Genomic DNA, 15,014 nt, shown 5'->3' with positions numbered 1-15,014 from the left:
AAAGATTGAAAAATTAAAAAGGAGAATTGATTTTGTTGTCAATTCTCCTTTTTTGTCTTTTGGTAAAAACTTTAACAGCTAAAGAAAATGTCTTCGAGCTATTTCTGTGATTTTGTCGGTTTTGTTAGGTTTTTATATTCGTAAAAATGACGGTATTAAGAACTTTCGGAGTCTAATTATTTATTTTTAGCTTCTAATTCCGCTTGGAATTCTTCCATAACAGGTCGCATTGTACTTTCGGGCAAGTCCGAAATGCGAATGTACATCAGTCCGTCAATGGCATTATTAAACAACGGATCCACATTGAAAGCGATTACCTTCGCATTCTGCTTGATGTATTTCTTTATCAAAACGGGTAAACGCAAGTTTCCAGGTTCCAACTCATCAATAATTTTGTCAAATTTGTTTAGGTCAGCTTTCGTTTCATCAAAGATAAAATCTTTATCTTCATCTTTAAGTTTTACTTTGAACTCTTTTTTAGGTTTTACGTACTGAGCCACATAAGGATCGTAATAATTTGATTTCATAAACTCAATCATCAATGATTTTGAGAAATTCGAAAACTGATTACTTATACTAACACCTCCTAAAAGATATTTATGTTCAGGATAGCGCAAAGTGGTATGTACGATACCTTTCCAAAGCAGGAATAAAGGCATTGGTTTTTGTTGATATTCAGGAACGATAAAGGCTCTCCCCATTTCAATGGTTTTGCTCATCATTTTGTAAAGCTCTGGTTCAAAGCGAAACAAATCGTGGGTGTAAAAGCCATCTATTCCATATTTAGGAAAAATATGAGCCCCCAATCCCATACGATAAGCTCCTGCAATGCATTTGGCGTCACTATCCCATAAGAATAAGTGATGATAGAAAGTATCAAAATGATCCAAATCACTGGAAAGATTTGTTCCTTCGCCTACCTGACGAAAAGTGAGCTCTCGCAGTCGCCCAATTTCGTGCATAATGTTAGGAATATCATCGTACGTAGCTAAAAAAACCTCGTAGTTATTACTTTTAAGTAAGCGTAAATCCTTCTTTGTAATGGTTTCAATTTCTTTTTCCACCAATTCTACAGAAATTGGATTTACAATTTGCTCTGGCTTTGGGGTTCTGTTAGATTTAAGTACTGTAGCCAAAGGTAAAAATTTCCGATTTTGTTCAAAGGCATTGGCTAAAATGTACGTTTTTTTTCTTAAAAACTCGGTATAACTATCAATAGAGGTATATTCCTCTTGGGTCTGTACTGAAATGGGTTTTCCAATGCGTATGTAAATGGTTCGTTTCCTTTGTGTTAACAACTCAGAGGGTAACTTAGCAGTACGTAGAGTACCACTAATTTTTGATAATGTATAGAAAAGTTTGCTATTCTTGGCGTGAAAATAAATTGGGATAATAGGCACTTGGGCTTTTTTAGCCAGTTTCATTGCCGCTTCTTCCCAAGGTTTATCTACCACTAATTTTCCGTTTTTACTTACCGAAACTTCACCCGCAGGAAAAAGCCCTAAAGGCATACCTTCTTTTAAATGCTTGATAGCCTGTTTAAAACCTAAAACACTTGATTTTGCTTCTTTGTGATTTTCAAACGGATTGACAGGCATCACGTAGGGTGCCAAAGGAGCGATCCGCTGTAGTAAAAAATTAGCAATGATTTTAAAATCAGGGCGTTTTTCAAGCAATAGTTTTAAGAGGAGTATTCCGTCAATACCTCCTAACGGATGGTTTGAAATGGTTATGAAGGCTCCGTCTTTTGGTATATTTCTTAAATCTTCTTCAGGAATTTCAAAACATATTTCAAATTCATCAATAATTTTATTGAGAAAATCGATACCCTCGAAATGTTTATTACGCTCGTAAATTTTATTCAAATCGGAAATGCGCAGCATTTTCATTAAAGCCCACCCTGCGAAAGTACCTAAAAATCCGTACTTTTCAAGGTTAATCGCTTTAGCGACTTCCTTAGCACTAACAAGCCCCACACGTTCTTTGCTTTGCATCTGATTCTGATTAACATTTTAATGATTACGACCACAAAGGTAAAAAAATATCTGTTAAGACGAAAAAGGTTATTAATTTCAATCTTTTTAAATCACCGAAAAATGAAGTTAAGTGCTGAAATATAAAAACTTAAAATAAAAATTACCCTTCAATCATTAATTTTGTAAAAAACTAATATCAAAGGGTAAAACTATGAAAACAATTTAGTAAACTCTATTTTTTAGAAAAATATTCGGTCAATCCTAAATTTTTTAGTTTTTGGAAGATTTCATTAAGTTGTGAATCGGTAAGGGTAACGTGCGGATAACGTGCAGGACCACAATCTACCCCTAAAAGTTTCATAAAACTTTTTCCCCCACCATTAAAACCTCCATACGAAGCCACAATGTTCACAAATTCAATGGCTTTTACTTGTAACTCAGTTGCTTTAGTGTAATCGCCCTGATGAAAAGCATCTTGTATTGCCAAATACAATGGTGCTAAGTGATTATAAGTACTTCCTACCCAGCCTTTTGCTCCTAAAGGTAAACTGGCGAGAAAGGCTTCGTCAACTCCGAACAATATATTAAATCCTTCGTTGTCAAACGATTTAGATAGTGCATAATGAATCATATTGTTTTGCGTGAATTTTAGTCCAGCAAAAGTAGGTATTTGCGCTTTGGCTTTTTTCATAAAAGTAGGCATATCTAGCTGTGCCCCTGTAAGTTCCGGAATGTGGTAGTAATAAAATGGAATGTTAGGGGCAGCTTGAGCCACAGCTTTGCAATAATCAACGAGTTTGTCTAAATTGGGCTTAAAATAAAAAGGTGCTAAAACCGAAATGGCATCAACCTTATTGGCACAATGCCCAGCCAATTCAACAGCGTGATTGAGGTTAATATCTCCTACGTGGTTGGTAATGAAAAAATCCGCACTTTTCTCTGCTGCCCAAGCCTCTATCAAAACTTTTCGCTCTGCAACAGATAACGATGCAAAATCTCCTGTGGAACCGTTAGCAAAAATGCCCGATACCTTATTTTTTTTCAAAAAATTCGCGTACTGACCAATAACCTCTGGCGCAATAGCTCCATTTGGGTGCATAGGTGTATAGGTAGCCGCAATTAAGTTTTTCATTGTTTTTAAGTATTATGTATTACATAACAAAAGTAATTTCTTTTTTATTAAATAAAAAATATTTTTAAAGATTTTTTGTGTTCTTTGGAAATTACGTGCTTCTATGATGATGTTTTCAAAGTTCAAAATTTAGCAATTCAGTTGAGCGTCTGCTTTTTTTTCAGAAAAATTAAATCAATTTTTTGTATTCGGATATGTGTTTTTTCGTAAATTAGCGTCCCGAAAAGATTTTAAAAATAAAACTGACGAATAAAAAAATAAACAAATATGCATTCTTTTTCTACATTAGACTATGTGATTTTCGCTCTGTATGCGATTGTTATTCTATCGGTGGGGCTTTTTGTTTCTCGAAGTAAGAAAGATAATAAAACCGCCGAAGATTATTTTTTAGCTAGTAAATCATTGCCTTGGTGGGCTATTGGTGCTTCGTTAATTGCTGCAAACATTTCAGCTGAGCAGTTTATTGGAATGTCAGGCTCTGGATTTGCTTTAGGCTTAGCTATTGCCTCATACGAATGGATGGCAGCTTTGACCTTAATCATTGTAGGGAAGTATTTTCTACCTATTTTCATTGAAAAAGGCTTGTACACCATTCCTGAATTTATTGAGAAGCGTTACAGCACAAACCTAAAATCGATTTTGGCGATTTTCTGGGTTGCTCTTTTTGTTTTTGTAAATCTAACTAGTGTGTTGTTTTTGGGAGGAAAGGCATTGCAAGTGGTTTTAGGTGTTGATCCTGTTTACGCTATGATAGGTCTGGCTCTTTTTGCAGCAGCTTACTCCCTTTGGGGTGGGCTTTCGGCCGTAGCTTGGACTGATGTTATTCAAGTAGCGCTCTTGGTGGTAGGGGGGCTAATTACGGCGTATATTGCTCTTGACCACGTTACTCCAAATGGTGGTGTAATTAACGGCTTGCAACATATTTTTGATGTAGCTCCAGGGCATTTTAAAATGATTTTGGATAAATCACATCCCGAATATATGAATCTGCCAGGTATTGCTGTACTCGTTGGTGGACTTTGGGTGGCTAATTTATACTATTGGGGCTTTAACCAATACATCATACAGCGTACTTTGGCAGCAAAGTCTTTAAAAGAATCACAAAAAGGAATTGTGTTTGCCGCCTTCTTAAAAATGATTGTTCCTATTTTGGTGGTTATTCCTGGTATTGTGGCTTATGTAATGTATCAAGGAGGTAATGGAACAGCTGTGATAGATGGCGTTAAAGAAGCATTTGTTGGTGCAGACGGAAATATAATGAACGATAATGCTTATCCTTGGCTAATAAAAACATTTATCCCTTCAGGGATTAAAGGATTGGTTGTGGCAGCACTAGCCGCTGCTATTGTTTCTTCATTGGCGTCAATGCTAAACTCTACAGCAACCATATTCACTATGGATATTTACAAACAAAATATCAATAAAAACGCTTCGCAAAAACAGTTGGTTAATGTAGGTCGAATTTCTGCGGCTGTAGCTCTGGTAATTGCTTTGTTTGTTGCGCCTGCTTTAGGGAATATCAATCAAATGTTTCAATATATTCAAGAATATACAGGCTTGGTAAGCCCAGGTATTTTGGCGGTGTTTATGATGGGACTGTTCTACAAAAGAGCAACCAATAAAGGTGCTATTTGGGGGATTTTGCTCTCCGCAGTGATTGCTTTCTACTTTAAGGTGGGACCTAATGGTTGGATGGCGGATTCATCTATAAGCAGTTTGTTTGTAATTCTTCCTTGGATGCACCAAATGATGATTACTTGGATTGTTTCAATGATTATTATTGCCGTTATCAGCTACTTTGATAATAAAGGAGTTGTTAGCGAGAGGGCTATTATTACCAATTCCAATACATTTAAAACTGACACTACATTCAATCTGGCGTCTTACACGATAATTATTATGCTGGTTGTTTTGTACGCCTTATTCTGGTAATTCTTTTTAATGTTTTTTAAGATAAAAGCCATCTGATAGCCTATTATCAAGATGGCTTTTAACTTATTTTTCACACTAATACGCGTGTTTTCTTCTTGATTTTTTCTTATATTTGTGTACTTAAAAAAATGGGAAAAATGGACATCTATCAAAAAATAAGCGAAACAGCTCGTATTATTCAATCTTACATTTCAGAACATACTCCTGAATTTGCCATCATTTTGGGTTCAGGGCTAAGTAAACTCCAAGACGAAGTAGAGGTTATCTCTGAAATCAAATACAAAAACATTCCTAATTTTCCAAAATCAACTGTTGCTGGGCATAGCGGTAAGCTTATCTACGGAAAAATAGAAGGGCGGTATGTGTTGATGATGGCAGGTCGTGCTCACTATTATGAAGGATACAGTATGCAGGAGGTAACCTTTCCTATTCGGGTATTTCATCAATTGGGCATTAAACGTTTGATTGTATCGAATGCTTCGGGTGGGGTAAATCCTGATTTTGCTATTGGTGATGTGATGATAATACGTGATCATATCAATATGTTTCCTGAGCATCCTTTGCGAGGTAAAAATTTGGAAGAATTTGGGGTGCGTTTTCCTGATATGAGCAAACCTTACAGCCACCAAATGATTGCTGAATTGGAGCGTATTGCGGCTCAAAATCAAATAAAAGTTCAGAAAGGCGTGTATTTGGGCTTACAAGGTCCTTCCTTTGAAACTCCTGCTGAATACGGAATGGTGCGTATTTTGGGAGCTGATGCTGTGGGTATGAGTACCGTACCAGAGGTTATTGTTGCCAGACATCAGAATATGGAGGTTTGTGCCTTGTCGGTCATTACTGATTTGGGCGGTCCAGAAATTGCGCCAGACGTTTCACACGAGGAAGTGCTAAACGCTGCTAACAAGGCTATGCCTACAGTGATATTGTTAGTAAAATCACTTATAAAAAATTATAGATAGTTTTAAATGATTTGCTTCAAATTAACGACATAGCTGTCTTTATTCTTAATTAAATCATAAATGTTTAATATTTAACAGCTTATTAACTCATTAATAAGTGTGTGGGAGCTATTTTTGTCGCCTTAAATCAATTTGAAAGGAGAAGTGTAGAAGATTTAATGATGAATGATTGATGAAAAGCTTTATAAAAAAAATACTAGTATTAGTTCTGCCGATAGTTATTTTTGGTTTGTCTCTTATGTCCTGTAATTCTTGCCAGACCAAGCAGCAAAACCAAACCTACTTCGGAGGGTACTTGGTGAATTCAAAAGATTCCTTGGTTATTCTTTATTTAAACGATAAGGCGGTGGACTCTGTAGTTTTGGATAAAGACAAAACCTTTAGTTTCTCAATCGATACAAATACCGAAAAATTATACCATTTTGCTATTGACCAAGAGTACCATTATGTGTATTTGGAACCTGGTGATAGTTTGACGGTTTTCGCCAATCTGTTGGATTTCAAAAAAACGATGTCTTTTTCTGGTAAAGACGCTATTGTAAATACTTATATTACAAGCCAATTGGAAGAGAATGAATCATTTCGCGAAGTTTTTAAGAAATTTCATAGAATGTCTCCTAAGGATTTTAAACAGAAAACAGACTCTGTTCGAAGGGTAAAGGAACAAGAATATGTCGATTTTTTAAAAGCAAATCCTACCCTATCAGAGAAAGCCAAAGCAATAACCCAAGTAAGCACAATGTCTTTGGTTAATAAAGAGATAGAGCTTTATCCTTTTATGCATCAAAGGAAGATGAACGAGTGTGTGGTTAATAAACTACCCAAAGATTTTTATGATTATAGGTCGGATATTGATTTTAACAACACGTTTCTAGCTTATTTTCGTCCGTATTACAGCTATATGGTGATGTTTATCAATAATTTGTCGTTTACTACATATCGTAAAAACTCCAAGCAACACGATTTATCAGAAGATATCAATAAAGTGCCTGACTTTCATATTAATAAGCTGGGAATTATTGATAGTATTTTTGGTTCGGGAGATTTGCGTGACGCATTATTTAGAAATGCGGCTTATGCTTTTTTGTTCCATATTCAAGATGAAACCAGTAGCAGGAATTATGTTAATTTGTACGATGGTTTCAATCAAGAAAGTAAACATCGGGAGGAATTAAATCAAGTATTTGCCAATACTTTTGCATTACAGAAAGGAAATTTTCCTCCTGATTTTGATCTTGTTACTCCTGATAAAAAAACAGTTTGTTTTAAGGATACACCTCGCCCAATAATCAACTTGTATTACCTGTGGTCTGTAAATCAATCTTATCAATCAAGCGTTATTCAAGGTAGAATTCATCAATTGATGAAGCGTTTCCCAAGTGTACGCTTTGTAGGAATTGATGCTAGTAAAAATGAAGCACTTTGGTTAAAACGCGTATCAGAATGGGATTTGAAAAATACTGAGCAACTTCACGTAACCAACTTTCAAGATTTTTCGGAAAAATATCTAATCAACGATTTGAATAGGTGCTTCATTTTAGATGAAAAAGGAAAAATTATATCGGTTTTCGAAAATATTTTTAGTGCTAATCTGGAAAAGATACTTTCCGAACGCATTTCCGCCTATAAAAGAAATAGTAGGTTATAGTTTCAGCAGATTTTCCAGCGTGGTTATGCTTTTGCCACGTGAGAGCTTCCCTAGTAGTTTCAAAAACGCCAAAGCGGTTAAAAAAGCATCTCCAGCAGCACTATGTCTATCGTATGGAGTGATGTTTAAGTCGGAACAGATGTCATCTAAGCTATAATTACGATCGTTCTGTAACAAAATATTTATAATTTTTGTTTTTTTGAATAAATAATTGGTATCTATGTATTTGTTTTCCAGAGGAGGTATTGCATTTCGTTCCAGAGCGGCGTTGAGCATTTTTATGTCATAACCTACGTGGTGCCCTACCAATACGGCGTCTTTAATATAAACTAAAAACTGCTCTACGGCCTGTTTTTCAGTAATCTTTTTATATTTATGATGTTTGATGATGCCGTGAATTTGTACGCTTTCAGGATTGAACTTTTCTTGTTGTAAAAAAACTTCAAAACTGTTTTTAAGGTGTATCCGACCGTCCTTAACTTCAACAGCTCCTATAGATAGTATTCTATCGGTAGAATAATTAAATCCGGTAGTTTCTGTGTCAAATACTACGAAACGAACCTGTTCTAAGGGTATTGCTAATTTTGAACTTGATTTTTTAAATAATTTTCCAAACATAATTTTATAGATAAGGACTGATTTTAAAACGAAGCTTTACTAACTCTTGCGCGTTTGAAATGGCTTTAAAGGTGCGTTTGAGCTTTGTTTTTTCTTCCTTGCTCAAATGGTTAATATCCAGATAACGACCGCTATTGTCATTTTTAAGTCCGCTTTTTATTCGAAATTTCAATAAAGCTTTCGCGGCATAAGCGCACGCCAAATAAATTTCGGCATTTTGTGGCTCTATCTGTGCCAATTTTTCAAAGCGTTCAGCAGTATTGGTAATTCCTTTTATTTTATGGGAGAGGATTAGAAGCCTTCCGATGTCAGTAAGTGTAGTAATTGCTCGGGTTTTAAGGTCGAATTGATCTTTGTACTTTCCGTCGTGTTCCACAATAAACTGCCGGAAGAAGCCCAGCGGAGACGGATTTTCCAAAGCACTTTTTGCCAATAACATCATAAATCTTTCGTTCTCTTGTGTAAATTCAAACACTTTTTGGCTAAGCTTGTCAACCAGTGTAGCCTCACCATAAGTGAAACACATATCGTAGAATATGGAAAACATCAATAAATCACTATCTTGAGCCTGTGTTACCCAAGCGTGATATTGTTCTTCCCATTTGTCTAAGCTCATACACCATTTTGGGTTTTTAGCCATCATATCAGCCGGACAATATTCGTAACCGATTTTATTGAGCATTTGGTTCACTTTTTTTGCCAATTGCAGAAAATATTCTTGCGTTTTCGGATAGTTTTGTGGGCTTACATTTTCAAAAACAATGGCATTGTCTTGGTCGGTGATCAAAAATTGTTCTTTACGTCCGTGGCTTCCTAAACTCATCCAAGCAAACCGAACGGGAGGCGGAGTTTCCATTCGTTTGATACATATTTCTATGGCTTTGACGGTAATGGCTTCAAAAAGTTGATGAAACAAATCGGTTATTAGCCCTAAAGGAATATTTTGCACTACGTAACCTTTGAGTAGGTTTAAGGATTGTTGCCGAATGCGTTTCAAATGTTTGGATTTGGTACAACGTTTTACGGCTTTCATCAGCCCAGGAATGTCATCTCCTTTCATAATCTCAATATCGTGATAAGTCATTATCCCACAAACGGGGGTGTCTGGTGTGCCATCTTCGGTGATTATTAGGTGATTGATTTGATATTTAATCATCTCAAATTGTGCTTGAGAGATGGTCATTCGTTTGGGATAGGTACGTACGGGGCTACTCATTACTTGCCCCACTTGCATATCAAGTGAAAAATATCCAGTGGCGATTTGTTTTCGTAGGTCTTTATCGGTAACTATACCGATGGGTTTCTTTTGTGAATCGGTAACGACAATACTGCTTACTCGTTTTTCAGTCATCAATGCAGTTGCCTCTTTGATGGTTCCTTCTGCAGTGATGCGAACTACCTTGCGTACATAGGCGGCGGGTTGTAATTCGAAGAAATCTTGTTGTAACATATTTCTATCGAAATGCTTATATAAGTATTTGGTATAATCAGCCGAATAAGGGTTTCTGGTTTTGGAAGCAAATATTTCGATGAGATATAGCCCAATTTTGGTGTCTTTTTCCAAAATGGGTTTGAATTCATCGGCAGGAATACCATATACGATGGACTCTTCCTGTGCAATGGCACTCATCGTGTAAGGGGTGTTGGTAATCATTGGGCGTACACCAAAAACATCGCCCTCATCACAAATATCCACCATTTCTTGATGGGTATTGATGGTTTGCTTCATTTCAATAGCCCCTTCCTTAACGATATACAAAAAGGAATGTGCTTGTTCATTTTCAGCAAAAAGTACTTTCCCTTTTTCCAAATAAATAACCACTACTTCTTTGGAAAGGGTTAATAAATCCTCCTCGGTGATGATATCAAAAGGAGGGTATTTTTTTAAAAAATCATATACTCTTCGGGCTATAGTATTTCGCATAAGCAAAAGATTTTCAGTGTTTTCTTTGTAGTTAGAATTTTTTAAAGATTGGCTACGAATTTACAAATTTTGATAGAATATTCCTCTTTTCCTTTTTTTGTTTATTTTCATAAAACAATCTGAATTAAGATGAAATTCTGAGTATATTTGCCCCTTGGCACAACTATTGCCTATACTAAAGACAGATGCTGTGTTAAAAGAGCAAAAGCATACTGAAATTAAATGTGTTACATTAAAAATATTTGACAAGGTTTAGCCTAACGGTAAGTAAAGTTACGCCAAATTGTCATTTTTATAAAAATATAATGATGAAAATAGGAAATTTTGACAGTTTTACTCACGAACATATTGATGAAGATGCCGAGTTCATCCCGCTTATGACTCCTGAAGATGAAGAAGAAATTCAGCGAGAAAGCTTACCAGAGAGTTTGCCTATTTTGCCTTTGCGCAATACGGTGCTTTTTCCAGGAGTGGTCATTCCTATTACTGCTGGAAGAGATGCCTCCGTAAAACTCATTAATGATGCTTACGAAACCACAAAAACCATAGGTGTGGTTGCCCAATTAGATGAAAAAGTTGAAACCCCCAAAGGTAACGACGTTTATAAGATGGGAACTGTGGCGCGTATATTGAGAGTTTTAAAAATGCCCGATGGTAATGTAACGGTAATTATTCAAGGCAAGAAACGGTTTGAAATAGAGGCTATTACACAAGAAACACCTTATCTTAAAGCTCAAATTAAAGAAGTGCCTGAGTTCAGAGATTATCAGCACGATAAGGAGTTTAATGCCATCATAGAATCGGTAAAAGACCTTGCTATTCAAATCATTCGTGAAAATCCGAATATTCCTTCCGAGGCTACTTTTGCTATTAAAAACATCGAAAGTAATGCCTTTTTAATCAATTTTGTATCCTCGAATATGAATTTGAGCGTAAACGAAAAGCAGGGGATTTTACAAATTGACGATTTGAAAGAACGTGCTTTAGGTGCGCTCAAGCATATGCATTTGGAGTTGCAAAAATTAACGCTTCGTAATGATATTCAGTCAAAGGTACGTTTCGATTTAGACAAACAACAACGCGAGTATTTTTTACATCAGCAAATGAAAACCATCCAAGAAGAATTAGGTGGAGTATCGTACGAAGCTGATGTGGAAGAGATGAAACAACGTGCCAAAGGCAAAAAATGGGACGTAAAGACCCAAGAACATTTCGAAAAGGAACTTCTGAAAATGCAACGTACCAATCCGCAGTCGCCAGATTATACAGTGCAGCGCAACTATTTGGATGTTTTACTAGATCTTCCTTGGAATGAGTTTACTAAAGATAAATTCGACCTAAAAAGGGCTCAAAAAATACTTGATAAAGACCACTATGGCTTGGAGGAGGTTAAAAAACGTATCATTGAGTATTTGGCAGTACTCAAATTACGAAACGATATGAAGTCGCCTATCATTTGCCTTTACGGACCTCCAGGGGTGGGTAAAACCTCTTTGGGGCGCTCCATTGCTAAGGCACTAGGGCGGGAATATGTGCGTATGTCTTTGGGTGGCTTACGTGATGAAGCGGAAATTCGTGGACATCGAAAAACGTATATCGGAGCGATGCCTGGACGCGTTTTGCAACTGCTAAAAAAAGCAGGGACGTCCAATCCTGTTTTTGTATTAGATGAAATTGATAAACTCAGCTACAGCCATCACGGCGATCCTTCCTCGGCGATGCTCGAAGTGTTAGATCCTGAGCAAAATAAAGAGTTTTATGATAACTTTTTAGAAATAGGATTTGACCTTTCAAAAGTGATGTTTGTTGCAACGGCAAATAATTTGAATTCGATACAACCTGCTTTGTTAGATCGTATGGAAATCATTGATATTACCGGCTATACAGTGGAAGAAAAAGTAGAGATTGCTAAGCAACACTTACTTCCTAAACAATTGGAAGAACACGGATTAAATAAAGGACACTTGAGTTTAGGCAAGAAAGAGCTCGAAAAAATCGTAGAGGGTTACACTCGCGAATCAGGAGTGCGCGGACTGGAAAAACAAATTGCCAAATTAGTACGTCACATTGCTAAAAACGTTGCAATGGAGGAGCCTTACGAAATAAAAATATCCTTAGCTGATATTGAAAAAATATTAGGTCCAGCACGTATGGAGCGCGATAAGTACCAAGACAACGATGTTGCAGGAGTAGTAACTGGACTTGCTTGGACAAGCGTTGGTGGAGACATTCTCTATATTGAGTCTGCTTTATCAAAAGGCAAGGGTAATCTGAACATTACAGGGAATTTGGGGAACGTGATGAAAGAATCAGCAACCATTGCTTTGGAGTACTTAAAGGCAAACGCAAATTTGTTTGACATCGACGAGAGTATTTTTGAGAAATACAACGTTCATATTCACGTTCCAGAAGGAGCTACTCCTAAAGATGGACCAAGTGCAGGGATTACAATGCTAACTTCTTTAATGTCATTGTTTACCCAAAGAAGGGTGAAAAAAAACTTGGCAATGACTGGAGAAATTACCCTACGCGGAAAAGTACTTCCTGTGGGAGGCATCAAAGAAAAAATATTGGCTGCTAAACGTGCAGGAATCAAAGAAATCATTCTCTGTGAGGAAAATAGAAGAGATATCGAACAAATCAATAAAGAATATCTCAAAGGACTTGTTTTTCATTACGTTACCGATATGGAAGAAGTGATCAAAATTGCAATTACGGACAAACAGGTTAAACACGCTAAAAAGTTGTAATTTTCTTGAAATACGCGTTTTTTTAAGTTTCATAAATTCTTGTAATTCATATAAATATTTTATATACCTATGACAAGTACTCTCCCTCGATTTTCGGCTTTTTGCCGAAAATCGAGGGTTTTTACTACAAATGAATTGCAGTGACTCAAAGAAACTTATATCTCTAAAACCTGAAATTTTAAATTGGTAAATAATTATGCAACATTTAGTAAAAACAACCATTGAAGAATTAAGCCATTGGATTGAAAAACCAACCAGTGAAGACGAAAATTTTAATCAAATTATTCAAAAAATTCAAACGCTTTTTTGTGAGAATAAACTCAAAACCATTTTTCGGCAATATGAATATTTGGATACTTGGTATAGCCGAAATTTTATTTATCAATCACTTATCAATAACACGCTGATTTTCCGAGAAAAAATAGCAGAAAATGGTTATTATATCATAAAAATGGCCGATAAAACCGCTAATAAGTATAAGAATAATCCGCCAGTTATTGCTTTTGACTTATATTTGTATTGGATAGCCAATGTTTTCATAATGAATCAAATAGAGAAAACAAAGGAACTTGTACAAATCGTTAATTTTCATTTAGATACCAACCTTTTGAAGGGTGGAGTAGATTATAAGCCAGTGGCTTGGTTTATTTTAAAATTGTTAAACGATTGTTTTGGACTTGAGGTAGATTATTCAAAGTATCATATTCCTAAAAATATGGGCATTTATGAGGAAGTTCTTTTACACAAAAACAGCTCAGATGTTGATTTGGTACAAGAATTAATTTCTCAAATGGCTCAATATCATATTTTACAATCAGAGCCTAAAAATCAATCAGATATGATGTCGTTGCAATTTTGCAAAGCTCACGAGTATATTTATGCTTATGAAATTTTGGTGTGGTTGCAATATCGTCATATCAACGGATTGTCAAATCCGAAAGTGTTTTCACATTCACTTATGAATTTGCCACATAATCAGTTACCTAATAATTATCCCAATATAAGATTTGATGATGACATCTTTAACAAAATAATGAATATATACAATTTGGAGTAAAAATAAACGGAGACAAAAATGTTCAAAATAAAAAAATAGAAATCAAATTTTTAACTTATTAAAAAATATAAACTTATGGCAGTAGGTTTTTATGTAGACCCTTGTTTTTATCTAATAGGTTCGGGAGATTTCCTCAATAGTTTTTTTTCAACGATTTATATTAAGTTGGAAGATTCTTTTTGGGGAAGTAAATATCCGTTGATAATGAATGAATTGTATAATGGGCGATTAGAAAAAGAAAATACTCCACAAGCTCAAAAAGAATTGCAACAAATCAAAGAAGCGTTAGCCAAACTTCCTCCAACAGAGGTTGTTTGGGATTTTGAAGACTTGTCTTTATCTCCGCCTTGGGGTAATGACATCAGCGAAGAAATTACCAATATGGCAGAATATTTTGTTACCAGCGATGGTAAAAATTTGATTGATGTGTTAGAGAAGGCTTTAAAGACTGCTATTGAGTTAGAAGATGGTTTAAGTATAGATGTTTTATAATGAAAACTTTCTATTTTATGGCGAGTTTTTTAAATTATTAAGAATCTACAAAAGCACCCACCAAAACAACATCAACAAACCAAAAAACAGATAAAATGGCAAGAAAAAATTTGATGGCTACGAGCCTGAAACCAATACGCTTATCGATGCCAAAGATTGGGATAAATAGCCTCCTAAGGGAGAAAGTAATTGGGCAAAAAGACGACGAGAACAAATGTTAGAAAATGCTAAAAAAGATTTGGATATAACCCAAAACACAAATCCTCCTTCTAAACTAAAATGAATAGTTTCGGATAGGAAGAATGCTAAGTATTTAGAAAAATTATTCGAGAAAAAGGTATAGATATAGAAGTAGAATTTATAGAAAAAATCGTAACATAATGGAAATAATAACAAGACTTAATTTTAGAGAACTCACCGCACGAGAATATATTTCTTATTGTAAGGAATTGCTCAAAAATATAAAAGATATTTTTCCCAATATTATCCTATCATACTTTTGAAAACACTACCAAATTTTTTT

The 15,014-nt window shown here is 35.5% G+C and carries 10 protein-coding genes; 6 read left to right on the top strand and 4 right to left on the bottom strand.

Features of this window, described 5'->3' with window-relative positions:
• Positions 1 to 176: 176 nt before the first annotated feature.
• Positions 177 to 1,994, bottom strand: a complete 1,818-nt coding sequence (locus CGC47_RS05850) for a GNAT family N-acyltransferase (RefSeq protein WP_095900113.1) — start codon at positions 1,992 to 1,994, stop codon at positions 177 to 179.
• 214 nt (positions 1,995 to 2,208) lie between these two features.
• Positions 2,209 to 3,108 carry a dihydrodipicolinate synthase family protein gene (locus CGC47_RS05845; RefSeq protein WP_042002199.1) on the bottom strand — a complete coding sequence of 300 codons (900 nt, stop codon included), beginning with the start codon at positions 3,106 to 3,108 and terminating at the stop codon, positions 2,209 to 2,211.
• A 267-nt stretch (positions 3,109 to 3,375) separates the two neighbouring features.
• On the opposite strand from CGC47_RS05845, the gene CGC47_RS05840 reads away from it, so the two are divergent.
• From CGC47_RS05840 to CGC47_RS05830, 3 genes are all read left to right on the top strand, one after another.
• The gene (locus tag CGC47_RS05840; protein WP_042002196.1) at positions 3,376 to 5,040 is read left to right on the top strand and encodes a sodium/sugar symporter; all 1,665 of its coding nucleotides are present in this window, start codon (positions 3,376 to 3,378) and stop codon (positions 5,038 to 5,040) included.
• A gap of 128 nt (positions 5,041 to 5,168) precedes the next feature.
• Complete coding sequence (locus CGC47_RS05835) at positions 5,169 to 6,002, top strand: purine-nucleoside phosphorylase (RefSeq protein ID WP_013998175.1); 834 nt, start codon at positions 5,169 to 5,171, stop codon at positions 6,000 to 6,002.
• 238 nt (positions 6,003 to 6,240) lie between these two features.
• Positions 6,241 to 7,650 (top strand): TlpA family protein disulfide reductase, encoded by a 1,410-nt coding sequence (locus CGC47_RS05830; protein WP_100342899.1) that lies wholly within the window; start codon positions 6,241 to 6,243, stop codon positions 7,648 to 7,650.
• On the opposite strand, the gene CGC47_RS05825 is transcribed toward CGC47_RS05830, so the two are convergent.
• Positions 7,645 to 8,268 (bottom strand): 3'-5' exonuclease, encoded by a 624-nt coding sequence (locus tag CGC47_RS05825; protein WP_042002193.1) that lies wholly within the window; start codon positions 8,266 to 8,268, stop codon positions 7,645 to 7,647. The genes CGC47_RS05830 and CGC47_RS05825 overlap by 6 nt on opposite strands.
• A gap of 4 nt (positions 8,269 to 8,272) precedes the next feature.
• Positions 8,273 to 10,192 (bottom strand): DUF294 nucleotidyltransferase-like domain-containing protein, encoded by a 1,920-nt coding sequence (locus tag CGC47_RS05820; RefSeq protein ID WP_013998172.1) that lies wholly within the window; start codon positions 10,190 to 10,192, stop codon positions 8,273 to 8,275.
• 308 nt (positions 10,193 to 10,500) lie between these two features.
• Here CGC47_RS05820 and lon point away from each other — a divergent pair, with 308 nt between their 5' ends.
• From lon to CGC47_RS05805, 3 genes are all read left to right on the top strand, one after another.
• Positions 10,501 to 12,942 carry an endopeptidase La gene (lon, locus tag CGC47_RS05815; protein WP_042002190.1) on the top strand — a complete coding sequence of 814 codons (2,442 nt, stop codon included), beginning with the start codon at positions 10,501 to 10,503 and terminating at the stop codon, positions 12,940 to 12,942.
• Positions 12,943 to 13,138: 196 nt separating this feature from the next.
• Entirely contained in the window at positions 13,139 to 13,999 is an 861-nt protein-coding gene (locus CGC47_RS05810; RefSeq protein ID WP_095900111.1) for a hypothetical protein, read from the top strand.
• Between the two features lie 75 nt (positions 14,000 to 14,074).
• A complete protein-coding gene (locus CGC47_RS05805) occupies positions 14,075 to 14,491 on the top strand; it encodes an immunity 70 family protein (RefSeq protein WP_095900110.1) in 417 nt (138 codons plus the stop codon).
• Positions 14,492 to 15,014: the final 523 nt, after the last annotated feature.

Source organism: Capnocytophaga canimorsus, from assembly GCF_002302565.1.
Lineage (GTDB): Bacteria > Bacteroidota > Bacteroidia > Flavobacteriales > Flavobacteriaceae > Capnocytophaga > Capnocytophaga canimorsus.
Note: the sequence above shows the minus strand (reverse complement) of the source record. Positions and strands in the feature narration are given on the sequence as shown.

Excerpts from the sequence above, each read along its gene's own strand:
- CGC47_RS05850 (WP_095900113.1), bottom strand. The coding sequence starts at position 1,994 with ATGCAAAGCAAAGAACGTGTGGGGCTTGTTAGTGCTAAGGAAGTCGCT.
- CGC47_RS05845 (WP_042002199.1), bottom strand. The coding sequence starts at position 3,108 with ATGAAAAACTTAATTGCGGCTACCTATACACCTATGCACCCAAATGGA.
- CGC47_RS05840 (WP_042002196.1), top strand. The coding sequence starts at position 3,376 with ATGCATTCTTTTTCTACATTAGACTATGTGATTTTCGCTCTGTATGCG.
- CGC47_RS05835 (WP_013998175.1), top strand. The coding sequence starts at position 5,169 with ATGGGAAAAATGGACATCTATCAAAAAATAAGCGAAACAGCTCGTATT.
- CGC47_RS05830 (WP_100342899.1), top strand. The coding sequence starts at position 6,241 with ATGTCCTGTAATTCTTGCCAGACCAAGCAGCAAAACCAAACCTACTTC.
- CGC47_RS05825 (WP_042002193.1), bottom strand. The coding sequence starts at position 8,268 with ATGTTTGGAAAATTATTTAAAAAATCAAGTTCAAAATTAGCAATACCC.
- CGC47_RS05820 (WP_013998172.1), bottom strand. The coding sequence starts at position 10,192 with ATGCGAAATACTATAGCCCGAAGAGTATATGATTTTTTAAAAAAATAC.
- lon (WP_042002190.1), top strand. The coding sequence starts at position 10,501 with ATGAAAATAGGAAATTTTGACAGTTTTACTCACGAACATATTGATGAA.
- CGC47_RS05810 (WP_095900111.1), top strand. The coding sequence starts at position 13,139 with ATGCAACATTTAGTAAAAACAACCATTGAAGAATTAAGCCATTGGATT.
- CGC47_RS05805 (WP_095900110.1), top strand. The coding sequence starts at position 14,075 with ATGGCAGTAGGTTTTTATGTAGACCCTTGTTTTTATCTAATAGGTTCG.